The organism is Xanthomonas sp. DAR 35659, from assembly GCF_041242975.1.
GTDB classification, from domain to species: Bacteria; Pseudomonadota; Gammaproteobacteria; order Xanthomonadales; family Xanthomonadaceae; genus Xanthomonas_A; species Xanthomonas_A medicagonis.
On record NZ_CP162488.1, the window covers coordinates 5,011,857 to 5,037,120 of the forward strand.

At 65.3% G+C, this 25,264-nt stretch carries 23 protein-coding genes; 9 read left to right on the forward strand and 14 right to left on the reverse strand.

From position 1 onward, the window contains the following. Positions 1 to 256 precede the first annotated feature (256 nt). A complete protein-coding gene (locus tag AB3X07_RS21335) occupies positions 257 to 1,078 on the forward strand; it encodes a lysophospholipid acyltransferase family protein (protein ID WP_369941034.1) in 822 nt (273 codons plus the stop codon). A 36-nt stretch (positions 1,079 to 1,114) separates the two neighbouring features. Here AB3X07_RS21335 and AB3X07_RS21340 read toward each other — a convergent pair whose 3' ends face one another. Both AB3X07_RS21340 and AB3X07_RS21345 read right to left on the reverse strand, forming a co-directional pair. After that, entirely contained in the window at positions 1,115 to 1,501 is a 387-nt protein-coding gene (locus AB3X07_RS21340) for a hypothetical protein (protein WP_369941036.1), read from the reverse strand. Positions 1,502 to 1,536: 35 nt separating this feature from the next. After that, on the reverse strand, positions 1,537 to 2,535 hold the full coding sequence (locus AB3X07_RS21345; protein WP_369941038.1) for a DUF6348 family protein: 999 nt from the start codon (positions 2,533 to 2,535) through the stop codon (positions 1,537 to 1,539). A gap of 344 nt (positions 2,536 to 2,879) precedes the next feature. Between AB3X07_RS21345 and AB3X07_RS21350 the strand changes: the two genes are divergently transcribed. Next, complete coding sequence (locus tag AB3X07_RS21350; protein ID WP_369941040.1) at positions 2,880 to 3,116, forward strand: hypothetical protein; 237 nt, start codon at positions 2,880 to 2,882, stop codon at positions 3,114 to 3,116. A 3-nt stretch (positions 3,117 to 3,119) separates the two neighbouring features. Then, a complete protein-coding gene (locus AB3X07_RS21355; RefSeq protein ID WP_369941042.1) occupies positions 3,120 to 4,574 on the forward strand; it encodes a DUF692 domain-containing protein in 1,455 nt (484 codons plus the stop codon). A 430-nt stretch (positions 4,575 to 5,004) separates the two neighbouring features. Here the strand turns inward: AB3X07_RS21355 and AB3X07_RS21360 are convergent, their stop codons facing one another. Then, a complete protein-coding gene (locus tag AB3X07_RS21360) occupies positions 5,005 to 5,736 on the reverse strand; it encodes a hypothetical protein (protein ID WP_369941044.1) in 732 nt (243 codons plus the stop codon). Between the two features lie 270 nt (positions 5,737 to 6,006). On the opposite strand from AB3X07_RS21360, the gene AB3X07_RS21365 reads away from it, so the two are divergent. Beyond that, complete coding sequence (locus tag AB3X07_RS21365; RefSeq protein WP_369941046.1) at positions 6,007 to 8,097, forward strand: TonB-dependent siderophore receptor; 2,091 nt, start codon at positions 6,007 to 6,009, stop codon at positions 8,095 to 8,097. Between the two features lie 63 nt (positions 8,098 to 8,160). On the opposite strand, the gene AB3X07_RS21370 is transcribed toward AB3X07_RS21365, so the two are convergent. The 3 genes from AB3X07_RS21370 to AB3X07_RS21380 form a co-directional block, all read right to left on the reverse strand. Beyond that, the gene (locus AB3X07_RS21370) at positions 8,161 to 8,571 is read right to left on the reverse strand and encodes a DUF6393 family protein (RefSeq protein ID WP_369941048.1); all 411 of its coding nucleotides are present in this window, start codon (positions 8,569 to 8,571) and stop codon (positions 8,161 to 8,163) included. 67 nt (positions 8,572 to 8,638) lie between these two features. Next, positions 8,639 to 9,286, reverse strand: coding sequence for a CPBP family intramembrane glutamic endopeptidase (locus AB3X07_RS21375; RefSeq protein WP_369941050.1), 648 nt, complete (start codon positions 9,284 to 9,286; stop codon positions 8,639 to 8,641). 1,839 nt (positions 9,287 to 11,125) lie between these two features. After that, on the reverse strand, positions 11,126 to 12,043 hold the full coding sequence (locus AB3X07_RS21380) for a LysR family transcriptional regulator (RefSeq protein WP_369941052.1): 918 nt from the start codon (positions 12,041 to 12,043) through the stop codon (positions 11,126 to 11,128). A gap of 117 nt (positions 12,044 to 12,160) precedes the next feature. On the opposite strand from AB3X07_RS21380, the gene AB3X07_RS21385 reads away from it, so the two are divergent. From AB3X07_RS21385 to AB3X07_RS21400, 4 genes are all read left to right on the forward strand, one after another. Next, positions 12,161 to 12,901, forward strand: coding sequence for an SDR family oxidoreductase (locus tag AB3X07_RS21385; RefSeq protein ID WP_369941054.1), 741 nt, complete (start codon positions 12,161 to 12,163; stop codon positions 12,899 to 12,901). A gap of 38 nt (positions 12,902 to 12,939) precedes the next feature. Beyond that, positions 12,940 to 13,269 (forward strand): hypothetical protein, encoded by a 330-nt coding sequence (locus tag AB3X07_RS21390; protein WP_369941056.1) that lies wholly within the window; start codon positions 12,940 to 12,942, stop codon positions 13,267 to 13,269. Further along, positions 13,266 to 13,775, forward strand: a complete 510-nt coding sequence (locus AB3X07_RS21395) for a DoxX family protein (protein ID WP_369941058.1) — start codon at positions 13,266 to 13,268, stop codon at positions 13,773 to 13,775. The genes AB3X07_RS21390 and AB3X07_RS21395 overlap by 4 nt, the downstream gene beginning before the upstream one ends. Positions 13,776 to 14,215: 440 nt before the next feature. After that, positions 14,216 to 14,857 carry a hypothetical protein gene (locus AB3X07_RS21400; RefSeq protein ID WP_369941060.1) on the forward strand — a complete coding sequence of 214 codons (642 nt, stop codon included), beginning with the start codon at positions 14,216 to 14,218 and terminating at the stop codon, positions 14,855 to 14,857. A 205-nt stretch (positions 14,858 to 15,062) separates the two neighbouring features. Here AB3X07_RS21400 and AB3X07_RS21405 read toward each other — a convergent pair whose 3' ends face one another. From AB3X07_RS21405 to AB3X07_RS21420, 4 genes are all read right to left on the reverse strand, one after another. Next, positions 15,063 to 15,407 (reverse strand): hypothetical protein, encoded by a 345-nt coding sequence (locus tag AB3X07_RS21405; protein ID WP_369941062.1) that lies wholly within the window; start codon positions 15,405 to 15,407, stop codon positions 15,063 to 15,065. Positions 15,408 to 15,584: 177 nt separating this feature from the next. After that, positions 15,585 to 15,926 carry a hypothetical protein gene (locus tag AB3X07_RS21410; RefSeq protein WP_369941064.1) on the reverse strand — a complete coding sequence of 114 codons (342 nt, stop codon included), beginning with the start codon at positions 15,924 to 15,926 and terminating at the stop codon, positions 15,585 to 15,587. A gap of 266 nt (positions 15,927 to 16,192) precedes the next feature. Further along, positions 16,193 to 16,537: a hypothetical protein gene (locus AB3X07_RS21415; protein WP_369941066.1), complete on the reverse strand. Its 345-nt coding sequence runs from the start codon at positions 16,535 to 16,537 to the stop codon at positions 16,193 to 16,195. Positions 16,538 to 16,737: 200 nt separating this feature from the next. Continuing rightward, positions 16,738 to 17,388 carry a pyridoxamine 5'-phosphate oxidase family protein gene (locus AB3X07_RS21420; RefSeq protein WP_369941068.1) on the reverse strand — a complete coding sequence of 217 codons (651 nt, stop codon included), beginning with the start codon at positions 17,386 to 17,388 and terminating at the stop codon, positions 16,738 to 16,740. 377 nt (positions 17,389 to 17,765) lie between these two features. Here AB3X07_RS21420 and AB3X07_RS21425 point away from each other — a divergent pair, with 377 nt between their 5' ends. After that, positions 17,766 to 18,182, forward strand: coding sequence for a hypothetical protein (locus tag AB3X07_RS21425; protein WP_369941071.1), 417 nt, complete (start codon positions 17,766 to 17,768; stop codon positions 18,180 to 18,182). Positions 18,183 to 18,612: 430 nt separating this feature from the next. Here AB3X07_RS21425 and AB3X07_RS21430 read toward each other — a convergent pair whose 3' ends face one another. The 4 genes from AB3X07_RS21430 to AB3X07_RS21445 all read right to left on the reverse strand — a co-directional run bounded on the left by AB3X07_RS21430 (position 18,613) and on the right by AB3X07_RS21445 (position 25,241). Next, positions 18,613 to 19,200, reverse strand: a complete 588-nt coding sequence (locus AB3X07_RS21430) for a hypothetical protein (protein ID WP_369941073.1) — start codon at positions 19,198 to 19,200, stop codon at positions 18,613 to 18,615. A 339-nt stretch (positions 19,201 to 19,539) separates the two neighbouring features. Next, positions 19,540 to 21,222, reverse strand: a complete 1,683-nt coding sequence (locus AB3X07_RS21435) for an RNA-directed DNA polymerase (protein WP_369941075.1) — start codon at positions 21,220 to 21,222, stop codon at positions 19,540 to 19,542. Positions 21,223 to 21,726: 504 nt separating this feature from the next. Beyond that, on the reverse strand, positions 21,727 to 23,436 hold the full coding sequence (locus AB3X07_RS21440; protein WP_369941077.1) for a UvrD-helicase domain-containing protein: 1,710 nt from the start codon (positions 23,434 to 23,436) through the stop codon (positions 21,727 to 21,729). A gap of 5 nt (positions 23,437 to 23,441) precedes the next feature. Beyond that, positions 23,442 to 25,241 carry an ATP-dependent nuclease gene (locus tag AB3X07_RS21445; protein ID WP_369941078.1) on the reverse strand — a complete coding sequence of 600 codons (1,800 nt, stop codon included), beginning with the start codon at positions 25,239 to 25,241 and terminating at the stop codon, positions 23,442 to 23,444. Positions 25,242 to 25,264 lie beyond the last annotated feature (23 nt).

Here is a 25,264-nt window from a genome sequence, read left to right on the forward strand (position 1 = left end):
CCGTTCCCTTCTCCCCTCGGGAGAAGGTGCCCCGCAGGGGCGGATGCGGGTACGGGCGGAGCTTCGTGCGTCCAACTTCGCGAGTCGCTTCGCGCCGCACCCTCACCCCAACCCCTCTCCCGGCGGGAGAGGGGCTTTTGAGCCACCGACAGTTCGCTGCATCGCGCTTGAGCATGCCGCCACGCTGCGCGGCCGACAGCGGTCGGCATCGCAGGTAAACTGCGCGGCATTCAGCGCCGCCCCGTCACTCCACGCCATGCCCCCTGTTCCCCCTCGGCCCGCGTCGCATTCCCTCTTCGCCAACCTGCGCAGCGCCGTCCGGCTCGCCGCGTTCGTGCTGGTCAGCGTGCTGCTGATACCGCTGCAGTGGCTGCTGATGCGCGTCATCCGCGGACGTGGCGCCTTCGTGCTGCCTCGGCTGTGGTTCGCCTGCCTGCGCACACTGCTGGGCATCCGTGTGGAGACGGTGGGCACGCCGCGCCGCGGCGGCGGCACGCTGTTCGTCGGCAACCACATCTCGCATTTCGATATCGTGGTGCTGGGCAGCCTGCTGCACGCGCGCTTCATCGCCAAGAACGACATGGAACGCTGGCCCGGCATGCGCCATATCGGTGCGCTGGCGCAGACCGTGTTCATCAGCCGCCGCCGGCTCGACGCGGCCCAGGTCGCCGCCGCAGTCGCCGCGCAGATCCGGCCCGAGCACGACGTGGTGCTGTTCGCCGAAGGCACCACGTCCTCCGGCGAGCGCGTCGCCCCGTTCAAGTCGAGCCTGTTCTCGCTGTTCCTGGGTGGCGACGCCGCCGCGCGGCCATGGACGCTGCAGCCGTTCACCCTGGACGTGTTGTCCGTCGATGGCCGCCGCCTGGCGCACGGTGGCGACCGCGACGCCTACGCGTTCTACGGCACGATGCAGGCCGGCGCGCATGTCGCGCAGTTCCTGCGCCTGTCCGGCGCGGTGGTGCGGGTCACCTTCCATACGCCGATCGCGATCGCCGCCGGCAGCGACCGCAAGGCGCTGGCGCAGCAGGTGCACGCGATCGTGGCCTCGGCGCTGGCAGCGCCCGACGGCGCGCCCTAGGCCGGACCACTGCGCCGACGCGGCGCCACGCCACGCCTAGGGATCGATCGGCTGGCTGCGCGAACAGGTGGCGATGAAATCCGCGGCGCCATTGAAGAACAACCGCCAATGCCTGCGCAAACGGCCGTTGCGGTTGCTGGCGCTCAGCGGCTGGACCACGCGCTGCCCGCACATGGCGGGAGACACCGTGGTCCGGGTTTCGAACGTCTGCGCGAGCGCCAACGGTCCGCGCATGGACCGCGTTACCTTCCAGCGCACCACCTCGACCACAGGCGCCAGCGGCAGCACGGCGTCGACCGATTCCTCGTACCGCAGCGACAGCATCTCCGCCTCGACCGCGATCGGCGCACGCTGCTCCGCGTCTTCCGGACTGTCGTACATCACGCAACTGCACGCCGCGGCGGCGAACGGCAGCAGGCTCAACAGCAGGGCGCACAGCGTCCTCGCCGGTGCCGCCGTCATGCATGCCCCTCGGACGCCAGGTCGTGCGCAGGCGGCGCAGCCAGCGGTTCGGGCGGAAACACCACCACGTACTGCTTGCGGAACTCGAGCCCGGCATACGCCGGCCAGGTGGCGGCATAGCGACGCAGGCATGCGGCGCCCTCGGGGAAATCGACGCCATTGATCCGGCAATCGGCCGCGATCTCGCCCGCGGCGTCGCGCGTGGCGAACAGACGGATGCCGAGCATGCGCGTGTCGCCTTCCAGCAGCGGCAGGAACGCCTCCAGGCTCTGGGTGAACAGGCAGCACGGGCAGAACGCGTGCGCCTGCTCGTCGTCGTCTTCGTCGTCTTCGTCTTCGTCTTCGTCTTCATCGTCATCGACGTCATCGTCGACGTTGCCCTCGCCGTCGAAATCTTCGTCGTCGTCTTCGAAGTCGTCTTCGTCTTCGTCTTCGTCATCGCCGACGGCGCAGGACGCGGCCGGCACAGCACCCCCCAGGCGTGCGACCGGCCCGAGCACGACCTCGCGCAGATGCGCGGCCGGCGGCGGCAACTCCAAGCGCATGGTCATGCAGCGACGGTCCTTCCGCGCCACCGACACCGCCTCGGAAAGCGCGAGCAGGTCGGTGCGCGCCCAGGTCGCGAAGCCCGACGCCAGGCTCTGCTCGACATCGTTCCCCGCCGCGTGCTGGAACTCGGTAAGACCATCGGGAAACAGCGCGCTGTGACGGACCTGGATGGCGGTGGCGGTGCGAACTCCGTCAGGCGGCAACTCCGCCACCTCCATCAGTTCGACGAACACCCGCAGCTCGCCATCGAGGAGCAGGTGATCCGCGTGCAGCACCGGTGTCCGGCCCGCCTCTTCCAGCACCTGCGCCAGCAAGGCGCGCAGGCCGCTGCCGTCGATGGGCGGGGCGCCGGCCGCCGAGGCACCATCGGCTGGCGCCGCGGCCTCGGTCGTGGCCGGCTCGGGCGGCCGCGTGTCGGCGGAACGGCGTCGCAATCGCTTGAACATCCTTGCTCCAGTGGCATCCGAGAGAATCCTCGCGCGCCAGAGTATAGAGGTCGGCAGGCGCCGGCCGACCGCGCATGACGGCGCGCGACAAGCCGGCCTCGGCACCGCCCGTGTCGCCTGCCGGTCGTGCCGTGCGGCCTCCGGACAGACGCCCGCCCCCATCTGTCTACAGCGCCCGTGTCCGCTGCGCGGCGGTCGTGGCGTTGTCATCGGCAGGCGACAGCGACCGGCGCGGCGTCATCCGACCCGCACGGCAAGACCCGCCGCCGCCCGCCTGCCATGCGCGCCTCCCCACCTGGATGGCGTGCGCGCAGGCCCATCCCAATCGTTCATGGAGAACGCACATGAAGAGAACCAGGACCAGCTCGTCGCTCCGCTCCCCGCACGCGGTCACCGTCGCGATACCGGTCGACGTCGGCAACGATCTCGACAAGATGAACAAGGTCACCCGCGAAATCCTCGGCCGGCTCGGCTGCGCCGGCTGCCATTCCGGCTTCGACCTGCGCTTCGTGCTCGAACGCGACTTCCGGGTCAATCCGGCGCTGGAGATCGAAGGGTTCATCCCGCGGCTTGGCGGCTGAGCGATGGCGTCGGCGCTGCACGCGCTGCCCGACCTCGGCGTCGGCCTGGTGCTGTGGCCGGCGTTGATGCCGGTTCTGGCCGAGGACGACGGCGCGATCGGCGTGGTCGAGATCGAACCGGAATTCTTCTGGTTCGAGAGCGGCGACGCGCAGGCGCCGATGCGCATCGACAGTGGCATGGTGCGGCAGCTCGCCGAGTTGCCGCACCACAAAATCGTGCACGGCGTGACCGCGCCGGTCGGCGGCGGCATCGGGCCGACGCCGCACGGCCTGCAGCTGATGCGCGAGGTGGTGCAGCGCCTGCAGGCGCCGTGGGCCAGCGAACACCTGAGCTTCAACGCGGTGCCGGTGGACGGCGGCCCGGTCGATTCCGGCTTCCTGCTGCCGCCGCTGCAAACCGTCGAGAGCGCACGCCAGGCGGCGGCCAACATCCGCACGATGGCGCGCGGGTTGCGGGTGCCGTTCGCGGTGGAGAACAACGTCAACTATCTGCGCCCCGTGGCTGGCGAACTCAGCGACGGCGCCTTCCTGGCCGAGGTCGCGACACTGGCCGACTGCGGCATCCTGCTCGACCTGCACAACCTGTGGACCAACGAGAAGAACGGACGCCAACCGGTGCGCGCGGCGCTCGCCGCGCTGCCGCTGGAGCGCGTATGCGAACTGCACCTGGCTGGCGGTTGCGCGCATCGCGGCTATTGGCTGGACGCGCATTGCGGCCTGGTGGACGCGGCCCTGATGGAGCTGGCGGCGGAGGTGGTGCCGGCACTGCCGAACCTGCGCGCGATCGTGTTCGAGATGTTGCCGACCGCGTTGCCGCAGGTCGGCATCGCCGATGTACGACGGCAGATCGACAGGCTGCATGTGCTGTGGGCGCTGCGCCGGCCGGGCACGCGCGCGCCGCCCTCGGCGCCGGACCGCCACCGCGACGACGCCCATGGCCTGCCGTCGCCGGCCGCCTGGGAGCGCACGCTGGGCGCACTGGTGCGTGGCGATGCGCCGGATGCGGATCCGGTCGCCGTATTGCTGGGCGACCCCGGTGTCGCGCTGCTGCGCGAACTGGCCGGCCACGCCCGCGCCGGGCAGATCGCCAGCGCCGCGCGGCTGACCACGCGCATGCTGCTGGCGCACGGCGGGGAGGCCGCCTTCCAGGCGCTGTTCGCGGACTATGCGGTGCGGCAACCGCCGCGCCAGTTCGCCAGCAGCGAGGCGCTGGCCTTCCTCGATCACGTGCAGCGCGCGGCACCGGCGATCCCGCACCTGGCGCAGGTGGCGGCGTTCGAATGCGCGGTGATCGGCTCCGCGCTGCACGGCAACGCCCGCCGCGTCGCCTTCGAGGGCGACCCGGTGCCGCTGCTCACCGCACTGGCCGAACGACGCACGCCGCCCGCGACGCTGGCGCCCGGCCGCTTCGCGATCGAGTTGCAGGGCGGTGCGGTGGTCGCGATCCGGACGTGCTGAGGGGCGGGTGGACGCTGCGATTGCGTGCGTCTGTGTGTCGCGCCGATACCAGCGGCGGTGGTCGATGCGCAATGGGAGGCGTCGTTGCTGCTTCGCTGGTGTTCGCGCGCGCGTGGGGCGCGATGCGGACGAGGTGAGGTTCCTGGCGTGGCGATTGCGATGCGCTGACGGCTGGGCGTGCAGGACGCCGGTGATGCGCTGGGGCCGCTACCGAAGCAGTGAGCGGTGACCGTCGCTGTGGCGGACTGTTGGGGTCATGCGAGCTGCAGCCTCGATTCGCGTTAGTGAGGTTCTGTCGCGGCTAAAGCCGCTCCTACAGGAGCGAGTTGCGGCCTGGATTCGCGTGGCGGGGTTTCTGTCGCGGCTGAAGCCGCTCCTACAGGGGGCGGATCCGGTGTTGGGCGGATCCGCGTCGCTTGGCGGCGGACCGCTACGGCTTTGCCGCCTCGCACAGCTTGCGGTTGAACCAGGTGGACTTGGCGATCGGCAGATAGCTGTCCCAGTCGGTCGGCGGCAGCATGCTGCCGCTGTCGTCCAGTTGCTTCTGGAACGACGCCTCGTCGCGGCTGCGGCCCGCCATGGTGCTGTCCAGCGCAGCCAGGCATTCCTTCGGACGCCCCAACCGCAGCAGGGTGATGGCGCGGTCGTTGATGAAGCGGTCGCGCTCCAGCCAGTTGAAGAAGGTGCCGCATTCCTTGTCGAACGCGTCCATGCCCGCCAGCGCCTGCGCATAGCGCTTGCCGCGATAGTCGGCCAGGTACGCCGTGCGCCGCTTCTGCTCCGCCGGCGCGGTGCAGCCCGCCGGCAAGGCCAGGTACTCGTCTTCGAAGCTGGCGCGCATGCCGCAGTAATCGCGGCAGCTCTCCTGGGTCAGCGCCTTCACGTCGAAGCCGCCGGGCGTGGGCTTGAACGACACCCGACACGGCGTGTCGCCGGCGTCGTGGGTCTCGCCGATCTCGCCGCGCAGCGCGCCGGACAGCGTGCAGGTGTGGCCATTGGCCCCCACCGACTCGATCGAGAACCGGCGCGCGCTGCCCTGCCCGCTGATCTCCAGGCTGCCCCAGCCGCCCTTGGTGGCGTACTCGCCAGACGCCGACTCGGCCGCCGCGGCGCCGAACGCCATGGCGCACAACAGCGCCGTCCATGTCCATCGTGCTGCCATCGCGATTCCAGAATCGTGGGGGAGGCGGGATTGTCCTCCATCCGGCGCGGCGCGGGCCAGTGAGCGGCGCGCGACTCCTGGTGTCGCGCGGCATCGCCCACCTGGCCGAGGTCGGGACGCCGCGCGCCGCGGCAGCCAGGGTGGCTACCGCGGCGGCCAGCGCGACCACGGCGGGGAACAGCCAGCGCCGCCGGCATCAGCGTCGCGAACGCCACGCAACCCCTCCCCATTCAGTTAACATATGAGATTAGTTCTCATTCCGGATCCGTCATGCCCCAGCCTCCCCGCCTCCGCCGCCTGCCCTTGGCCATCGCACTCGCAGTGGGGTCGGCAGGCCACGTCGCCGCCGCGCAGGAGGCCGGGACCGATGCGGTCACCCTGGACCAGATCTCGGTCTACGGGCGCGTCACCGACGCGACCACCCTGCAGATTCCGCAGACCGTGGACGTGATCGACCGCGCGATGATCGACGCCACCGGCAGCGAGACCGTGGGCGATGCGCTGCGCTTCGTCCCGGGCGCCTCGCGCGATGGCTCCACGCTCGACGCATTCGGCGACACCTACCTGATCCGCGGCTTCGCCGCGAACCAGACCGTCAACGGCATGACCGCCAACGCGCTGCGCCAGGCGCGCGATGCGGTCGCCATCGAGCGCATCGAAGTGCTCAAGGGCCCGGCCTCGGTGCTGTACGGGCAGTTGCAGCCGGGCGCGGTGGTCAACATCGTCACCAAGCAGCCCGAACGCGTCTGGGGCTTCGAAGGCACGCTCAAGTACGCGCGCTTCGACGACTGGCGCGGCACCGTCGATCTCACCGGCCCGCTGTCCGCCGACGGCGCGGTGCGCTTCCGCCTGACCGGCGCGGTCGACGACAGCAAGTCGTTCGTGGACTTCTGGAACCGGCGACACCAGTTCATCGCGCCGTCGCTGGCCATCGACCTGGGCGAGCGCACCACGCTGACGCTGGAGGCGTTCCACACCCGCAATCGGCTGCAAGGTTTCTACAACGGCGTGCCGGCCGAAGGCACCGTGCTGGCCAACCCGAACGGCCGGCTGCCGCGTTCGCTGAGCTTGGTCGATCCCACCTTCGATCCCTCCATCCGCAGCAACACCGATGTCAGCGCGCGCCTGGAGCATGCCTTCAGCGACAACGTCCGCTATCGCGCGGCGGCCTCCTGGACACGCGAAGAGGTCGACGAGGAAACCGTGTTCGGCGTGCTCGGCTGGGACGAGCCGCAACGCACCCTGACCCGCGCGGTGCTCGACGGACACGCGCGCGGCGAGGCCTGGTCGGCGCACAACGACCTCGCCTGGCAGGCCAGCACCGGCGCGCTCAGCCACGACATCGTCGCCGGCGCCGACTACACCCGCTTCAACCGCCACAGCGCCAGCGCCACCGGCCTGGCCAGCAGCCTGGACCTGTACGCGCCGGTCTATGTGTTCGACCGCCGCCCCGACGTGATCCCGCTGCCGTCGCGCAGCAGCACCGGGCACGAGGCGATACGCACCCTTGGCCTGTTCGCGCAGGACCGCATCGGCCTCACCGAGACGCTGCGGGCCGTGGTCGGCGCGCGCTGGTCCTCGTACCGGCAGGACACCGCCTCGTGGTCGGGCCGCGCCGGCAACGGCCGCTTCGCGCAGACGCAGGAGGCGTGGACCACCCAGTTGGGGCTGCTCTACACGCCAAGCGAGGATCTCGCCCTGTTCGCCAATCGCACCACCTCGTTCCTGCCGGTGTCCGGACTGACCGCGCGCGGCACGCCGCTGCAGCCGGAAACCGGCGTGCAGTACGAAGTGGGCGCGAAGTCCTCGTTCTGGAACGGACGGCTGGTCGCGACCGGCGCATTGTTCCGGCTCGAACGCCAGGACGTGGCGGTCGCCGACCGCGACAATCCCGGCGCGCTGGCCGCCATCGGCAAGCAGCGCTCGGAGGGCGTGGATCTCTCGGCACGGCTGGGCCTGCACGGCTGGCAGCTGCAGACCGGCTACGCCTACACGCACGCCAGGACCATCGAGGACAGCAACGCCGCCCTGGTCGGCGCGCCCATCCGCAACGTGCCGCGGCACAGTTTCGTGCTGCAGACCGACTACCGCTTCAACGACGGCGCGCTGAGCGGCCTGCGCGTCGGCGCATCGGCCACCTACACCGGCACCCGCAGCGGCGACGTCGAGGACAGTTTCTCCCTGCCGGCGTACTGGCGCACCGACCTGTCGCTGGACTACGAACTCGGCCAGCGCCTCACGCTGGGCATGCGCGTGGACAACGTGGCCGACCGGCGCGGCTACACCCACGCCTTCAGCGCCTTCGAAGTCTGGCCGGACATCCCGCGCACCACCAGTGTCACGCTGAGCTATCGCTACTAGGCTGGTGCGCGCGCCCGTAGCTCCAGCCACTCGCGCGCATGGCCGTGGACACGCGCTACCGCGCTATTGGTGCTTGAGGTGCACCGCCTCGATGCCCGCCACCTTGCCGTCCGTGCCGAGATGGAAGGTCATCACCACCGAGCGCGGATCCGGATCCAGCATCGCCCGGCCGCGATCGTCTCGGACCACCAGCGTGTCGGCGCCGCTGGCGACAACGCGCGAACTTGGAGAGTGCGCGAACATCGCCAGGATCTCGGCCTTCGGCGTCCCCAGCGGGATGTACCGGGCCACGATCGCGCCGACGTCGATGCGCTCAAAGCCGTGCGGCTGGCCGGATCCGTAGATCGCCTCGAGCATGGGAGCGACCGCGGCGTTCGCCGCGGTCGGGCGGACTGCGGCGTCGCGCGGCGTTTCGGTACACGCCGGCACCACGACCGCAAGCGCGAGTGTCAATGCGACAAGAGCAATCTTCATCGTCGTCCGGATGCCGAGCGTTGCAGCGGATGCTACAAGATCCGGTGAGGGCGCGCGGCAGCGCCGCTCAGGCATAGGCGAGCAGCGCGACCAGATCCATCAGCCCATGGGCAATGATCGCCGGCCACAGCCGGCCGGTGCGCGCGAACCACCAGCCGAGGATCAACCCGACCACGACCAGCGACAGGGCGCCGACCGGTCCCTGGTACAGATGGTAGGAGGCGCGGATCGCGACGCTGACGTTCACCGCGACCGCCCGACTGTGGGTCCGCTCCACCGCGCGGATCACGTAGGCGCAGACGAACACTTCCTCGAACACCGGATTGACGAGCGAGATCGCCACGATCGCAGCCAGCGACAACTGGCCGCTCACCATCGCGTCCATCGACGGGTTCATCCCCTCGGCCATGAACCCGTCCAGCCACTTGAGCGGATAGCACGCCAGCACGCAGGCGAGCATCAAGCCGATCCCTGGCCACGGATCCGCGCGTTGCCACTGCAGCCCCAGCGCCCGCGGCCGCCACCCCCGGTACCACAGCACGGGCAGCAGCAGCGCCATGACCAGCAGCTCGTAGACCACCATGGACCACAGGCCGTCCTCGGAAAAGGACCCCGCGACATCGCCCGACAGCAGCGCCGACGTGCTGGACCAGATCAGCAGGCCGAACGCGACCGCGACCACGAACAGCAACTCGCCCCACCTGGAAGATGCCATGTCGCGTCCTTGCATGATGTCCGTAGGGTGCCCTGGTTCCACGTGATCCGGATGGCCGGCGCAGTACAACATGCGCCGCGCTTGCGCGGGAAGCCCGCAGGCACGCGCCGCGGCAGTGGCGTCCCATGATGGACCTGCGCGGCCATGGCGACGAATGGCATCCCCAAAGCGGACACTTGCCAACGTTCAATCGCGCACACACACCTCCTGCGGCGGCAAGGCATGCCGTTATCGCGGACCAGGGTGCTGCCAGCCAGCGCTACACGCGGGCCGGTGATTCATCGGGACGTCGACGCGGGCCTGCGCTGCGGATCGCGGTCCGGTCACGTCCACCTCGCCGGCCGGCTAACGCCATCGCTGCCCCAGCCGCTGCCCGGCGCGCCGCGAGCGGCGGCAGCCGACCCGCCTATTCGGACAGTTCCCGATACCGTTGCAGCGCCCGGTACAGCGTCATGGCGACCATGGTGAAGTGCATGTTCTCCCGCTTCAGCGACGGCGTGTGGAACTGCAGCAAGGCCAGTTCGCGCCAGCCCTGGCGCGCGGCGTCCCGCTCCGGCGCACCGTACTCCAGCCACAGCTGCAACACCCCCGCATCATGGGGAAACTGCGCATACGCACGCTGCAGCAGCGCCTTGCCCTGCTCGGACAACGCGCCCTGGACGATCTCGCCGCGGACGCGGCTGGCGGCGTACTCCGCCGCGCCGTAGCGCTCCCAGCCCAGCATATCGGTGTCCTTCAGCGCGGGATCGTTGAGATTGTCCTGCAGCGCGGCCAGCACGTGCAGCGCCTTGGGGTCGCCACGCGTGGAGCGGGCGCGCTGGTCCAACGCCTTCCCCTGCCTGGCCAGCACGTCCTGGTACGTCGCGATCTCCAGGTTGAGCGCGTTGACCAGCAGGAACTCGAACAGCACCGCGCTTTCGGGAAGCGGATCGGCATCGACGGACAGCTTGCACTCGGCCGTTTGCGCCTTCCACAACGCGCGCAGCCGATCCGTGGTGGCTCGCTCGCCGGCGGGCTGCGTCCCGGCGTCCGCGCCAGCCGCCTTGCCGGCCTCGCTCGCGAATACCGGGCGCAGGCACGCCAGCGGGCCGGCCAGATCGCTGTGCGGGGCACGTGTGGCGGCATCGGCGATGGCCAGCAAGGCCTGGCCGCGATCGGCGCCCATGTCGAAGCGGATGGCATTGGCCAGCGCCGCCTCCAACGCCTGCACGTCGCCGCTCTGGTTGAAGGCCTGCATGCGCTCGGCGTGGACCGCCAGCGCGATCGGCTTGCCCCAGAGCTCCTGCAACAGCTGCTCCAGACCGCCGTGGCGCGACTGGGATCGATCGATCATCGCGAATGCGGCCCGGTCCTGGCCGAGTTGCAGATAGCAGTAGCCCGCCACCATGGGCAGGTGGCTGTGCAGCAAGCCGGCCTTGTCGATCTTCTGCCAGGCCGCGACCGCTTCGGCGCACTGCTCGTGCCGCGTGTATTCCAGGGCCAGTTCCACCAGCGCATGGGGATCGTCGCCGCTCATCGCGGCGGCGCGGCGATGCCATTGCAGGGACTGCGCCGGATCGAACGCCCAGGCGTGGTCCCCCAACGCCAGCACGGCCAGCCAATCCGTTTCGTCCACCGCACCGCGCAAGCGCGACCAGGCCCGATCCGGGTCGCCGCGCAGATAGTCTTCGACCACCGCCTCGCGTACCGGCGCAAGCTGCCTGGCGATGGCCTCGGCACGCCTGGCATCCCAGCGTTTTTCCTTCGCTGCCGCCGGCGCAATCGCCGCCATCGTCACGGCCACGCCCACCACGCACCGCGCCGCCGCGCGCAGCATGCCGGCGATGCCCCATCGCAGCTTCATCTTGTTTCCCCTGGGCGCGCGAACGCCTCGTCGTACAGTGTGCTCAGCCAATCGATGAAGACCCGCACCCGCGGCGACAACTGCCGGTGCTGCGGGTACATCGCCGACAAAGGGTAGTCCGGACTCGGCCAATCGCCCAGCACTTCGATCAGACGCCCGTCGCGCAACTCCGCTTCGACATGGAACCGCGGCAACTGGATCAGGCCGCAGCCGCGCAACGCGCAGATCACGTAGTTCTCGGCGTCGTTGACCGCCATCCAGCCGCCGAGCGCGATCGCGCGGACCTGGCCGCCGATGCGCAGGTCCAGGGTGTCGTCGATGGTGCCGGTGCTGGAGAAGAACTTCACCACCTGATGCGCGGCGAGTTGGTCCGGATGGCGCGGCGTGCCGAAGCGGGCGAGATAGTCCGGGCTGGCGCACACCACCTGCGGCATGTTCGCCAGCCGCCGCGCCACCAGCGAGGAATCGCGCGGCGGGCCTGCGCGGATGACGCAGTCCACGCCCTCGCGCACCAGATCGACCAGCCGGTCGCCACTGCTGACGACCAGCTCGATGCCCGGATAGCGCGCGCGGAACGCGTCGATCCTCGGCAACACGATCCGCGTCGCATGCGCCCCGTGCATGTCCACGCGCAGCACCCCGCGCGGATTGGAGGCGATGTGCCGCAGCGAGGATTCGGCGTCGTCCAGTTCGCTGAGCACGTGCACGCAGCGCTCGTAGAACGCTTGCCCATCCAGGGTCGGACGCACGTGGCGGGTGGTGCGGTCGAGCAGGCGGGTAGCGAGCCTGGCTTCCAGCGCCTTGATCGCGTAGGTGGCGGTGGCGCGGGGAATCTCCAGCGCGGCCGCCGCCTGGCTGAAACTGCCCAGTTCCACGATCCGGGTGAACAACAGCAGCGAATCCAGGCGATCCATGGCGCCGATTGTTGTCCTTGATTGAATTTAGATACCAATTTAGCAGGATTTATCCCATTGCCGCGAACCCGGACACTGCGACTCCACGGGCACCCGCCCGCTTCCCAGGAGCCAGCCATGGACACCCACACAGTGAAGACGGCCCTCGTCACCGGCGCCTCGCGCGGCATCGGCCGCGCCATCGCGCAGCGCCTGGCCGCCGACGGCTTCGCCGTCGTCGTCAACTACGCCGGCAACGCCGCCAAGGCGCAGGAGACAGTGGCGGCCATCGTCGCGGCCGGCGGCCAGGCCATCGCCGTGCAGGGCGACGTCGCCGATCCCGACGCCGTCGCCGCGCTGTTCGACGCCGCGCGCGCCGCCTTCGGCCGCATCGACGTGGTGGTCAACAGTGCCGGCATCATGCCGATGGCGCGGATCGGCGCCGACAGCCTGGCCGACTTCGACAAGGCGATCGCCACCAACCTGCGCGGCGCCTTCCTGGTGCTGGGCCAGGCGGCCGCGCAGCTCGGCGCCGGCGGCCGCATCATCGCGCTGTCCACCAGCGTCATCGCCAAGGCCTTCCCGGGCTATGGCCCCTACATCGCGGCCAAGGCCGGCGTCGAAGGGCTGGTGCGCGTGCTCGCCAACGAACTGCGCGGCAGGGGCATCACCGTCAACGCCGTCGCGCCCGGGCCGGTCGGCACCGAATTGTTCCTGCACGGCAAGAGCGCCGAGCAGATCGAGCAGAGCGCCAAACTGGCGCCGCTGGAACGGCTGGGTACGCCCGAGGACATCGCCGGCGTGGTCGCATTCCTGGCCGGCCCCCACGGCGGCTGGGTCAACGCCCAGGTGCTGCGCGCGAACGGCGGCTTCGCCTGAGCCGCGGCGTTCGCTCCGCCCATAGAGGAGTCCTTCCCATGAACCAGGTGATTCTGGTGACCGGCGCGTCCAGCGGCGTCCCGGACGACACGGCGCGGCAGCGGGCGTGCGACGCGGGCGCCGCCCGCGGCTTGGCCGACATCGCACTGAAGAACCTCGTCGCCTACGAACTGATCGATACCAATCCGGCCAGCGTCGCGCGCGCGGTGTTGGAGGTAGTCGCGGCGCCCTACGGCCGCGTGCACGTCGATCCATCCGACGACGGCTGCGCGATGGTCGCCGCGGCGGCCGACCGCATCCGCGCCGATGGCCTGCGTCGCGTGGCACCGGGCAATTTGCTGCGACCGTTCTCGGCGGAGTTCTTATGAACGTCCCGAGCGCGTCTCCCCGATCCACAGCGAGCGCATGGGCCGCGCATTTCGAACCCGCGCTCTACGCCCTGCTGCGCATCGTCTTCGCCATCGTCCTGTTCACCCACGGCCTGCCGAAAGCGCTGCGCATTCCACATGGCTCGATGCAGGACCCGATGGCGGGATCGATCGGCCTGATCCAGAACGTGCTCGGCCTTCCCTTCGCGCCGCAACTGGCCTTCCTGGTGATGCTGCTGGAGAACGGCGGCGCGCTCATGCTGGCGCTGGGCCTGGGCACCCGGCTGGTCGCCTCGCTGATCGTGCTGCAGATGACCGCGATCAGCGTTGCGCTGGGCCCGACCTGGCCCTGGCTGGACCGCGGCATCGAGTTCCCGGTACTGATGGGCATGCTGGCGCTGTACATCCTCGCGCGCGGCGGTGGGCGTCATGCGCTGGATGCCTGGCTGAGGCGGCGCAACGAAACGGCCGCAACGACACGTGCTCGTCACAACGCGGCGTATTGACCTCCCAAACTCCCGCGCTCAGAACCAATGCACAGCGGGCAGTAACGTGCCGCCAGACGTGCGCGCGGCGGCTGATGCGCCTTCGGAACCCACGTAAGCGGTGTAGTCGATGCGCCTTGGCTACAAAGCCACCCCGACTCCCTCGCTTGCCGCGCAGTCTCTCGACTCTGCGTTCGCAAGGTGGGGGCCGACGGACCCGCGAGCAAAGGGCGACCAGCAGCGCGATTGAAGGCCCGCCCCAACCTCGCTACGCTGGCCCCGGGGAGCAAGCGGTTCGCCAGCCAAGCAAGCTCCCCGAAGCCGGGCCGAGGAAGCGAACGCAGGTGACATGCCATTGGAAAGTTCTTGCATTCCTGGCGCCCCTCGTCTGTTCCGAGCCCAGTACGCCCTGTTCGCCGCACCGATGGCGGACATCCATCGCTTTCTCAAGGAAGATGCCCATGCTCACTCCTCGCCCCCATCATCTTGCGCTGCTCCTGCTCGGTACGACGCTGGGCGCCAGCGCCGCCCAGGCCCAGACGTCGAATGCGATCGATGCGATGCGCCAGTTTCCGGCCTACCACGGCGCCGTGGAATCGGTGATGCAGCAGTACGAATCCTCGCTGCGCACCAAGTGCCCCCGCATCCAGGCCGATTGGAGCCAGGCCACCGCGCACGTCGCCCTGGAGCCGACGCTGGACGACCAGGGCCGGATCGTCAAAGCCGTCTGGGTGGATACCGTCCCGGGCACGGCCTGCGGCCAGAAGCGGCGCTACAACGCCATCACCATCTTTAACAACGGCGAGCCCACCGTGCTGCCGCTGTTCCCCGGCGAATCGGAGTCCAATCCGGTCCTGCAGCGGGACACCGTCCCCTACGTACGCAACGCGCTGGTCATGCAGCAGGCCCTGCCGAAGGACTGCGAGATCGACGTGCTGGAAACCCAATTGCCGGGCGGCCATCCCGCGGCGAAGCAGCCGTGGAGCGAACAATGGCGCGTCGATGCCTGCGGCAAGCAGTATTGGGCGAAGGTGCGTTACATCCCGGACGCGACCGGCACCACCATCACCGTCGGCCCCAAGGACATCACGCCCGCGAAGTAACGGGGAACACGCCCTTCGCCTGACGTGACCGAAGCGGATGTTTCGGCACGGCAGGCGCGGGCATGCGCGCGGGCAGCGCCGATCGACCGTAGATGCCGGTCGGCGCGAGAGAAGACCGATCCCGCCCTACCGCGCGGCGTCTCGGCACACGGGATGCGCGTGGCCGTCCAACCAAGCGGCGCTGGCCCGGTTGCATTACCGGGCATCAGCGATTGAACACGCCCAGGTCGATCGCCGCGTACAGCAGGATGTTGACGAGCATCAGCACCAGCGAAACCGTCGATGCCACAACGGACATCTTGCTTCCCATGGTGGACGCCTTTCTTCGAACGAGGAAGCCGGCCAGCGTCAGCACGGCCATGACCGACAGGTAGATCACCCGGTACAGCGGCGGAACCGTGATGCTTGCGCTGGAGGCGCAAGTGATCTGGGCCTGGCCCTGCAGAAGGAAGAAGATCGGCGTGCCCAGCACTGCCAGCAGCAACGCCGATAGAACTAGAATCGCCAGCGAAGCGATGCCGATCACCGTGGCTTTTCTGGTTGCAGGCATGGTTCACCTCAATGGATGCGCTGAGCCAGGCACTACGGCACAGCAGCGACGCGCTGTCCGCGCCCCGGATGATGCGTCTCGCCAAAAGCGGGACGTCGATCGACCACACCGACCCTGGACTGATTCGTAGCGACTGGCCCAGCGCGGATCGCTGCACGGCCTGTCCAAGGCGCGCTCCTAAGCGAATCGAATCCAAATTCCAACGATGCAGAACACGGTGTTGATCAACATCAACACTGTGGACATCGTCGATGTCCACACCGTGAATGTGTTGCCGAGGGTGGCGGCCTTTACGCGAACGGCCAGGGAAACAAGCAATAGCGAGGTAATGACGGACAGACTGATGACATATAAGAAAGGAGGTGTTTCGTTGACGACATCAGAAGCGCAAGTGAGCTGCTCTTCGACATGCGGCGTAGGAAAAAGAGACATGCAGGATGCTGCAAACAGCAGCGCCGAAAGCACAAGAACCGTTAGCGACACCAGGTTGATCATCCTGTAGCTTTTAACTTCGCTCATGAAATAGCTCGATAGGGAAGCGAAATGCAGCCACCACGGCAACGGTTCGAGCTGGGCGCTGGATGATGCGCACGCTCATGGAGCCACTCATCACACGAGCGCCAGCGCTTCCGAAGTGTGCACAAAAACGTACCGCCAGAAGGCGATCCACCGTGACGTTCTCGGCTGCTGGCATGGTCCGCGCCGATCGTCTCTCACCGATGCTTGATCAGCGCGTGGCGACGGGGTCATGGCAGAGCTTTGCTCGACCTTCGCAAGAAGCACTCTTAATCGAACGGAGCCCAAACGCATACGATGTAGAACAGGGCGTTGATTAGCATAAACACCGAGGATATCGTGGATGTCCAAACCGTGAACTTGTTGCCGATGGTAGCCGCCTTTACGCGGATGACCACGGAAGCAAGCAATAGCGAAACGATGACGGACATACTGATGACGTGGATGAAAGCAGGTATCTTGATTCCCGTACTGGGAGCACAAGCACTGATGTATCCATCGTCCACCGGCGGAGCGAGTATCGGCGCAAGGAACGCTGCAAGTAGCGATGCCGAAAGCACGAGGACCGTCAGCGAAACCAGGTTGATCATCTTGAAGCTTTTAAGTACACGCATGAAGTACCTCGATAGGTAAGTGGAGTCTAGCCGGTGCGGAAACGGCTCAGTTGGGGACTAGATGCTCCGCACGATCAGGCAAATGGTTCATCACAGCAGCGCTAACGTCTCTGTAGTCACAACGTAGTGCCAGAAGGCGATTGCGTAGCGGCGATATCCGTACCAGGCCGTAACACCGCCCCACCCACATGGCCGGTGCGCTAATACAGCGAATCCCGAGTGCGCTGCGGCAGTTCCCGGTCATAGGCTTCGGCGTCGAAGGCACCGTCGGCCAGATGCGCGTGCATGGTGCCCGGACTAGGCAGCCGATCCCGCGGCAGGTGCCGGGCCGGATCCCACAGCTGCGAACGCACCATCGCCTTGGCGCAGTGGAAGTACGCCGCCTCGATGTGCACCACGATCACGCTGCGCGGCAAGCGCTCGCCGATCGCGAACCGCGCCAGCAGGTCCGGATCGACACGGATCTCCGCGCGACCGTTCACGCGCAGGGTTTCGCCGATGCCCGGCACCAGGAACAATACCGACAGGCGCGGATCCTGCACCAGATTGCGCAGGGTATCGACGCGGTTGTTGCCCGGACGGTCCGGCAACGCCAGCGTGCGCGCATCCAGCACCTGCACGAACCCGGGCGCATCGCCGCGCGGCGAGCAGTCCAGGCCTTCGGCGCCCACCGAGGCCAGCACCACGAACGGTGACGCGCGCACGAAGGCCTGGTAGTCGGCGTTCAAGTGATCGAGCTGCTTGCGCACGGCGCGCTCGGCCGGCTGGCCGTACAGCGCCACCAGCGCATCGAGTGTCGTGATGCGACCGGACGCGTCCATGTCGGTCTTATGCTCAGGCAGCGTAAACATCGGCAGTGGCATCCATGGCGGCGATCTCCTTTGGCCGGGCAGGACCCGCCGGCTCGGACGCTATCATCGCACCGTTGGATGCGCTCCGTCTGGATTCTGCCGCACATTGTCGGGCCAGGAGGTCGCTGCGGCCGAATGGCGCGGTTGCGCTGAGTGGTACAAAAGCGCAAGCGCCGCTGAAGCCGCACAATCGAAGCAGCCGCGGCTTTATACGCCTTCAACACAGCCCCTTGCCCATTGGCGCGATCCTGGCCTGTGGCACTCAAGGTGATCGGCGACTGCCTCGGCCTGCGTTGTCTAGGCCTGGCCTGCGTCGGGAGAGTATGTTTCCCTCGTCGCCACACCTACCCTCCTCATCGGCCGAGACCAGCAAGCCCATGACGCACGACGACGTTCTTGCCCGCACCAACGCGCTCGCCCGGCAACACGGTGTGCTGCAGATCCAGTGGTATGGCTTCGCGGAGAGCACGCTGACGCTGGCAGCGAGTCGGGACCCCCTGTACTACCACTCCCTGGAACTGCGCTTTCATCGGCCCGTCCTCGTCCGTGGCAGGACGGCATTCGATCTCGATCCGGAGCGCGGCATCCTCCACGCCTGCGCTCTCGACGGTATCGGTGGCGGCCTGCTGTCCTCCGAAGCGGACCGACCGCTGCGAGGGTTTTTCCTCCCGGCGGACGAAGGGGAAGACCTGGTGATCGTCGCCGAATCGCTGACGATCGACGACACCACCGTGTACTACTATCGCCGCGATCCGCTCGCTCCCGGCGAGCGCCTTGCGCCTTGGGTGAAGTGAAGGCGAGCCGTCGCATCAGGCGACGACGCTTTGACGTGCGCAAGCTGCCGATATCGAAGCCCAGTAGCACCATCAAGCCTGATCGACTTGAAAGTGCACCTGACCCCGTTACCCCGACGGCACGGGTTGGCAGACCGGACTCAGGGACCGGCAGGCCTTGCGGCCTCCACGTACCGCCCGCCATGAAGCATGCGAGCTATTGCCCACGAGAATGCCGGGCAACAAAAAAGCGCCGGACATCGAAGATGGGCGCTGGTGCGCCTGAGTGATCGGGCTGCCAAGCCCGGCTGCGTGATTTAACGCAGCGATTCAATCTTGCTCTTTGACATGGTCGGCGTCAACGAGCTTTGTATACAGAAATGCAGGTTGTGCACCAATCGAAAATTTACTCTGATCCCACCATCCCGCTGCAGTGTAAGACCTCCGGGTGTCACCGCTTGAGGCCCGGGAAGGGATCGAATCCGGGAGTGTGGAGGCCATCTGGAAAGGCCCTCAAGCGATCCATGATTTCGTGGAAGCGGTCAGGGTTCAACACGACTACATCGCCTTTCTTGAACCACTGCAGGACCTCGAAGGGCTTGGAGGTATCCACCCGGCCACCCGCGTGCAGAAGGCTGTTCCGCATACGACGGATGTCGGAAAACAGGGGAGAGCGCACAGCGTTCAACTCTATGCCCAATGCCTTTCCAATCTCTCCCCGGGTTTTATCCTCCCAATGAGCAAAGATCGACACAATGCCCAGTGATGACAGAGCGCGGACGTTGAAACCATCGGGCGCGCAGGCGTCGAGGCGAGCGCCCAGAGTGGACACATGCCGCACGTTCTCGGGGGTCGGATGGTCTACCCCGTGGATCAGCGGGGACATTAGGGCCTGCTCACGGGTCATACCCTTTTTGACCTGGCTGTCTACGAGCAACTCAAGCATCTTTGAGAGCTGTTCCCAACCCCGCAAACTGTCCATGAAGAGGCCACAGGTGGCCTCAACGTGGTCATGCAGGATGTCTATGGCCTGCTTCATCTGAGACACCTGCTCGCCGTATCGCTGCATCTGCTGCGGGGTCGGCCGTCCTTGCATTGGGTCTATCCGTAAAGGGTGCTTAGGCGAACCCTACGCCCGCTGCGACGCGAGCTCAACGGCCCTCAGGCGCACCCCGGCATCCCTTCTGCCCTGATCGAGGACACGTTTGAAATGGCAGAACAGACAGAGGCTTAGCAGGCACGAGTAGCCGAGCAGCGGCCTCCGAAACCTCTACCCGAGGCCGCTTCCGGCCAGGAGCGGACATGACAGATAAGGCCTGCCGTCGCGACCTCGCTTAAGAACGCTTAGGCGACGCTGTAACTCCGACTGAGAGGAGGGCTAATCGTCCTCGTCTTCCTCGTCTTCCTCGTCTTCCTCGTCATCCTCGTCTTCCTCGTCGTCCTCGTCGTGTTCATCGTCGGTATCGAAGTACTCTTCATCCATGTCGTCGAAGTCGAAATCGCTGGCAATATCGTCATCGGAGTCAAACTCGATGACTTCGCCCGCATCGCCCTTCAGCTTAAAAATGGGCGGCAACCGGTGATCTGGGTCATAAAATTCAACACCCGCGCGGAACATCGGCCCAAAGTATGGATCACTCTTTATGTAGCTGATCTTCGTGTTGCCGAGCCACTTGCGGCGCCCTGCCTCATAGGCGAGGAGCCAATACTGTCCTTTGAGGGCGAGCGCATTCGTGTGGGGCTGTAGGTATTCAACAGGAATCGGCCTCGGCGCGATCCCGTTGTGATGGAGGTCAAGTAGGATCAGCGTACATGCCGAACTCCCCATCTTCGCGACTTCCAAGACAGCTGCATCGGCGAGCGTCACTTCGAGCTCCTTGCTTATCCATAGAAGCCAAGCAACTTCGCCATGGTGATTTGACGCCGCGCAGGAAATTAAAAGGTTATTACAGAATCTTGTGGCAGCCTGATGATCTATTTCGTAACCATGGAATTTGTACGTGGAAAGAAAGTGAGCCACGATCTGAATTGTGTTCGGGAACCCGTAACCGCACTTATACAGGTAGGCCTCAAGAACATCCCAGTTGGGCTTCTTTACGATCATTGAAGAAAGTTGCTTAAGGCCATACTTGACGATGCTCTCATCTTTGAAGCGTTTCTCCAGAGAAAAGAGTGCCTCAAAGTAGTGATGTAGGTCATTACGCTGCGCACGCCGCTTTGGGCCAATACGGAGCTTTTTAACGGAGAACTTCCAAGAATCTTCAACGATATCCTGAACTTCTACAATCCGCGTCTTGGCCGGGTTTATCTGCAGCTCGTAGATGCCAGCGGCCTTCACAACGGCGGCTAGCGCGCGCTCTGCATCTGCGCGTTCATTGAAGAAGAGATAGAAATCGTCAACATAACGAAATCCAGCAGGTTTGGCGCCCAAAGAAGCTGCGACTTCGATGTCGATGGCGACACCTATCGTCTCGGCAATGATATGTGATGTATCGGGACCAATAGGTAGACCAATAGTTTGGCCGTCTTGCGCGTTCTGGCTGCGCGCATCTATCCAGTTACCAAAGAATTCGGCGGTCTTCTCTCGGTTGGCCTTCGCAACCACTTTGCTGTGAAGAGCCCATGGAATCGAATGCGTATAGATCGATGGAAAGAAGCTGGAGATATCGGTAACGAGAGCAAATCTGAATCCCGAGGATTCAGTGACCTTGTCCTCCTGTAGCTCACTGAACTTGGTGAGTTTGATCGCACGAAGCGTTCCTCCAGATTTCGGGATGCTCCGCGATGTGTTGCTCTTCTCGTAATGCTCTTTGATCTCGCCGCAATAGAGACTGACTTTTTGCGCAAGATGGTAAAAACCTATTGGATTAAGGATGGCGGTATTGCGCCGATAAAAAGATGACCGCGGCACGGAGAACCGCTCCGCCATCGTTGTAGGTGGCTTCTCTGGCCAGTCGTTCTCATATGAGCCACGCTCGCTACTGAAGGTCGAAGTGGTGAAACCTGGCGGAAGTTGAATCGGAAAATATCCTCGACCGAGGAGATCATCAAAGAGAGACATAGCATCCAAGCTCTGAGCGGGACAAAGGGGGATCGGTCGGCTGGGAGCCGAGGCGGAATATCTGCCTGCAGGGTGGTTTCGATTTCGCAAAGAGGGCCTATCACGCCCCAGGATATTTAATAATCGTATCAGAAATATGAGGGGCGTTATCGCTTTCTCGGTGATCGGCGATTGATGCCCACAGGCAATGCTTCACCTCGTTTGAGGTCCTTAGTAAAAACGACTAGGCAACTGGACAGCGTCGCAAGACAAGCTGGCTACCGGCGCCAGGCTGTGGACACTCAACATCGCACCGACATCCGTTTTCGGCGAGAAGCAGCCATCCATAACCGATTGATTGGATTCGCCACGTTGCAGTGCCTGAGTCCAATCCGTAGTCCAAAATTGACTGATGTCTCTGCAAATTCACCAAGTGAGCCGTTTGCCGCGGATCAGCATCTCAGAACGGCCGAGCTCGTTCGGGAATGTTCGGTTGTTTATTTCCTCGATCGTGCTGCTCTGAGGCTAGAGGAAAAGGCAGCCATCACGCTGAGGTGTCACGATCGTTGTGCGACGAATGGCCCGCGTGACCGCGACGCGCAGCGCTAACCGTGACTGCGCGATGCGCTTATCGTCGGCGTTCGCCGCCACTATGCGCCCGGAAAAGGTGCCCTCATAGATGACGACTTCATCAAACTCCTTCCCCTTGGCTTTGTGAATCGTCATCACATGCAGGCCACGCCACTCCTTCTGCGTGGCGACGAAATGTTCCTGAAGCAGGGCTTCGCCAAGCGCCACCTCGGCACCTGCATAGTCGCCCCGAGCCCTCCACATCTCGCTGAGCGCCGTGCGAAGCGCGGAGCCCCTGTGCAGCAGGCGGAGGAACCGCGCATCCTCGCCTACACGGGCTACTTGGCGTGCGGTAGACGTGGCGATCAGCTCTCGCATGGCAGCCCAGTCTTCTTCGGGATTTCCTGAGAGTCTGAGATCTGCACGCTCGGCAGCTATCCGTTGGCACTCTTTGATGATGAGCTCCCTGCTTTTTCCGCGGATTTTTCCTGTCGAAATGTAAGCGCCGATCGCGCCCGCGAGGTTCATCTCAGCCTGAGCTGGAGCCTTGTTGCCACCACGGCCACGGATATGGGTGTGCAGCGAGGTGACCAAGCGTGACGCCAGCTCTGCGGGCGGGCCTCCTCCCAGCAACACGGCGATTACATTTGCAGCCAAGGAAGGCGACTCCGCGTCCATCGACACATCGTGCCGAAGTGCAGGGAGGCCATCTAGGTCCGAGGACAGGTAGTGAGAGAACTGCAGCATGAACGCCTTCGACGGCACAAGTACGGCCACCGACGTGTTTGGCTCATTGCGCAGGCGCCGGAGAGCGGCCAAAACCTCCGCCTTCGCTCGGAAGTGTGGGCTCTGATTTCTGCGAAAGCCGTAACGCACAATATTCACGTGCGTGTAGTTCTTGCCGCGGTTACGGCCGGCCAATAGATCGTTTCCAAATGTGGTGATGTCAGTCCCATTGCTTCGATGGTTTTCGCCCGAAAAATCAAAGTTCCCAGGCTGGAACGTCTCGACAAATTCACCCAAGCGGCGGGGATCGGCACCTCGGAATTCGTAGATGCGTTGCTCAGGGTCGCCAAGCGCGATAAGACAGCTGTGTCGTCCCAGCTGACTGATAAGCGCCCACTCGTCGGCGTTGGTGTCCTGAAACTCGTCGAGGATGACAAGAGGATAGGCGTCGCAGTAGATGTTAGCCAACCGATCACTACGCTGGAAGATCTGTGCGGCCAGCCGGGCGAACAGGTCAAAGTGCATCCGTCCTTCCTCTTCAAACAGGCGAAGCATCTCCTGCTCGCGGGAGCCGGCGTCCACGTCCGCGAAGTGGGCTGCCGCCTCCGGAGGCGGCAAGAGGGTGATCGCCTTCGCGGTGTTTAGCAGATAGCCGTGACTGCGCAGGATGCTCCACGCAAACCCATGGTAGGTGTTGATTTCGAGGTATCTGAGCTCCTCTGGCCTAATGAGCTCCGCCGCCTTCTCGACGATGCGCGCGACTGTCGCCCTAGCAAAGCTTAGGAATAGCACCTTCTGGCCCGGCTTCAGCGCCCCACTGACGATCTTCTGCCGGGCTTTGACGAGCGCCACGTGTGTCTTGCCGGCGCCCGGGCCTGCGAGGGCAAGAGCGTGCCCGGGGCAGGCCAGGAAGGCAAACTTCTGCGGACTCCAGACCATGGACTTTAAGCCGCAACGGGTTCAACTGGAGGCGTGGGTGGCAGGGGTGGAGGCAGAGGCTCGATGACTCGAAATATGGCGTACAGGCATCGGGCAATGTATTCCGGCATCTCCTGCCAGCTTGTGCAGGACGCCAGCAGGTCCGCTGCCTGGCCGCTCCCTTTTCCCCAGGAAAAGTATTGCGACAGTGCGTGTCTGAGCGTAGCCAGATCAGCGTTGGCATTCGGCGTGACAGCCATTAGGTGCTGTGGCCAGTCGCCGTCAGCCACAACGCTCAGCGCGTAGCGCCTGATCGCGTTCTCGTTGCTACCCTGCAGCACCAATGACTCAAATCCTTTCATCGGCGATTCGTACGGATAGTCGACAGCGGCGCAGATGAGGGCGAGTTGCGTTTCTTCCTGCTTGTCAAAGGCCGCGAAAACGGTCTTGCCAAGCGTCCTGAAGAAGTGGCCTAGCGGAGCCACCTGGGTATCCGTCTTGGCATCGATGACCGCTACGCCGAGCGCCTCGAACGACTTGAAATTCTGTGGATCGACCTTGCTGAGCTTGCGCGCAGCCGCTGGCAGCGCATCGAATTCCGTACGCCCCTCGACGATTAATACATACTTAGCCAGAAGCGCCTCGCAGAAGCGCGCTCGAAACTCAGCCTTGTAGGCCTTCGGCTTTATCGTTGGCGGCAGGCTGGCGGAAACCGAGGTAAGCACGCCATCTGCTCGCTTGAGAACCTTGATCTGAGCTGGATCAAACTCCTCGAGCACGTATGGAGAGTGAGAAGTGAATAGGGCCTGCGCCGACTTCTCGCATACGCTGTTGACGATGCGCTTCTGAGTGTGCGGAGGAAGTGCCGTCTCGGGCTCCTCCATAGCGAAGATGACGTTTTGCTTGAGCTCGGCAATGATGGAGAGCAGCGCTAGCACAAGTGTATTGATGGTGCCCGTGCCCTGGTGTTGATACGGCGCCGCGTAGCTGCTGCCGTCTGGTCGCCTCGCGCCCGTACCCATAAAGACGGTCAGAGTGCGGCGCAGGGTCTCCCGGGTTAAATCCGAGACGCGCATATGCGGGTCCTCGGCCCAGTCCGATGGGACGAATTTTTTGATCGAGGCCTGTACAGCGGACAGCAGAGTGGTGACACCAAGCTCTGGTTGGTCGGCGACCGGCAGGACGCGCAGCGAAGCCAGCAGTTCCTCCCACATCTTGAGGCGCGATTCTTGAAGGCGAAGTATCACGTCCAGTAGCGAGCCGCGCTCTAGGCTGAGCGCGCGCGAGCCGGTGCGAACCGTTCGCAAATAAAGGAAGCCGCACTTGCGCTTGTCTGAGGAACGGAACGTCTGGTATTCGCCGGCGCCGATAGGGGCGGGCAGCGCAAAGAACGTGTTGCCCAGGAAGTCGTCTTCTTCTGCGTCGTAGGCGCCACGGAAGAAGACACGAAGCGCGGGTCCGACACCGGCGGCATCTGTGCCCTCGACCGGCGGGCCTGCTAGCAGTGTCTTCGAGTTTGTGTTCCACCATTCCAAGTGCTCGCGGAAGTGCCGGAGCTGCTCCTCGTTGAGGTCGGCGACGATAACCTCGACTGCCAGTAGGATCGGCCGACCTTCGGCGTCAATGTACTGGCCCGCATAGAAGTCGTGCTCGTCCACAACCGGGCGGCGTGAGAGTCGCTCCGGACCCAACACGAGGTCAATCGCCTCAAGCAGCGTCGACTTGCCAGCGTTGTTATCGCCAACGAGCACGCTGTGCCCATCGAAGTGAGCAGTGCCCTGCATGATCCCGCGGAAATTCGCGATACTGACCTGGACGATCTTCATTGAGCCTCCCCGTGCGGCTCGTT

Bases quoted from the DNA above. Each gene is read 5' to 3' on its own strand.
- AB3X07_RS21335 (WP_369941034.1), top strand. From the start codon at position 257: ATGCCCCCTGTTCCCCCTCGGCCCGCGTCGCATTCCCTCTTCGCCAAC.
- AB3X07_RS21345 (WP_369941038.1), bottom strand. From the start codon at position 2,535: ATGTTCAAGCGATTGCGACGCCGTTCCGCCGACACGCGGCCGCCCGAG.
- AB3X07_RS21350 (WP_369941040.1), top strand. From the start codon at position 2,880: ATGAAGAGAACCAGGACCAGCTCGTCGCTCCGCTCCCCGCACGCGGTC.
- AB3X07_RS21355 (WP_369941042.1), top strand. From the start codon at position 3,120: ATGGCGTCGGCGCTGCACGCGCTGCCCGACCTCGGCGTCGGCCTGGTG.
- AB3X07_RS21360 (WP_369941044.1), bottom strand. From the start codon at position 5,736: ATGGCAGCACGATGGACATGGACGGCGCTGTTGTGCGCCATGGCGTTC.
- AB3X07_RS21365 (WP_369941046.1), top strand. From the start codon at position 6,007: ATGCCCCAGCCTCCCCGCCTCCGCCGCCTGCCCTTGGCCATCGCACTC.
- AB3X07_RS21370 (WP_369941048.1), bottom strand. From the start codon at position 8,571: ATGAAGATTGCTCTTGTCGCATTGACACTCGCGCTTGCGGTCGTGGTG.
- AB3X07_RS21375 (WP_369941050.1), bottom strand. From the start codon at position 9,286: ATGGCATCTTCCAGGTGGGGCGAGTTGCTGTTCGTGGTCGCGGTCGCG.
- AB3X07_RS21380 (WP_369941052.1), bottom strand. From the start codon at position 12,043: ATGGATCGCCTGGATTCGCTGCTGTTGTTCACCCGGATCGTGGAACTG.
- AB3X07_RS21385 (WP_369941054.1), top strand. From the start codon at position 12,161: ATGGACACCCACACAGTGAAGACGGCCCTCGTCACCGGCGCCTCGCGC.
- AB3X07_RS21390 (WP_369941056.1), top strand. From the start codon at position 12,940: ATGAACCAGGTGATTCTGGTGACCGGCGCGTCCAGCGGCGTCCCGGAC.
- AB3X07_RS21395 (WP_369941058.1), top strand. From the start codon at position 13,266: ATGAACGTCCCGAGCGCGTCTCCCCGATCCACAGCGAGCGCATGGGCC.
- AB3X07_RS21400 (WP_369941060.1), top strand. From the start codon at position 14,216: ATGCTCACTCCTCGCCCCCATCATCTTGCGCTGCTCCTGCTCGGTACG.
- AB3X07_RS21405 (WP_369941062.1), bottom strand. From the start codon at position 15,407: ATGCCTGCAACCAGAAAAGCCACGGTGATCGGCATCGCTTCGCTGGCG.
- AB3X07_RS21410 (WP_369941064.1), bottom strand. From the start codon at position 15,926: ATGAGCGAAGTTAAAAGCTACAGGATGATCAACCTGGTGTCGCTAACG.
- AB3X07_RS21415 (WP_369941066.1), bottom strand. From the start codon at position 16,537: ATGCGTGTACTTAAAAGCTTCAAGATGATCAACCTGGTTTCGCTGACG.
- AB3X07_RS21420 (WP_369941068.1), bottom strand. From the start codon at position 17,388: ATGTTTACGCTGCCTGAGCATAAGACCGACATGGACGCGTCCGGTCGC.
- AB3X07_RS21425 (WP_369941071.1), top strand. From the start codon at position 17,766: ATGACGCACGACGACGTTCTTGCCCGCACCAACGCGCTCGCCCGGCAA.
- AB3X07_RS21430 (WP_369941073.1), bottom strand. From the start codon at position 19,200: ATGAAGCAGGCCATAGACATCCTGCATGACCACGTTGAGGCCACCTGT.
- AB3X07_RS21435 (WP_369941075.1), bottom strand. From the start codon at position 21,222: ATGTCTCTCTTTGATGATCTCCTCGGTCGAGGATATTTTCCGATTCAA.
- AB3X07_RS21440 (WP_369941077.1), bottom strand. From the start codon at position 23,436: ATGGTCTGGAGTCCGCAGAAGTTTGCCTTCCTGGCCTGCCCCGGGCAC.
- AB3X07_RS21445 (WP_369941078.1), bottom strand. From the start codon at position 25,241: ATGAAGATCGTCCAGGTCAGTATCGCGAATTTCCGCGGGATCATGCAG.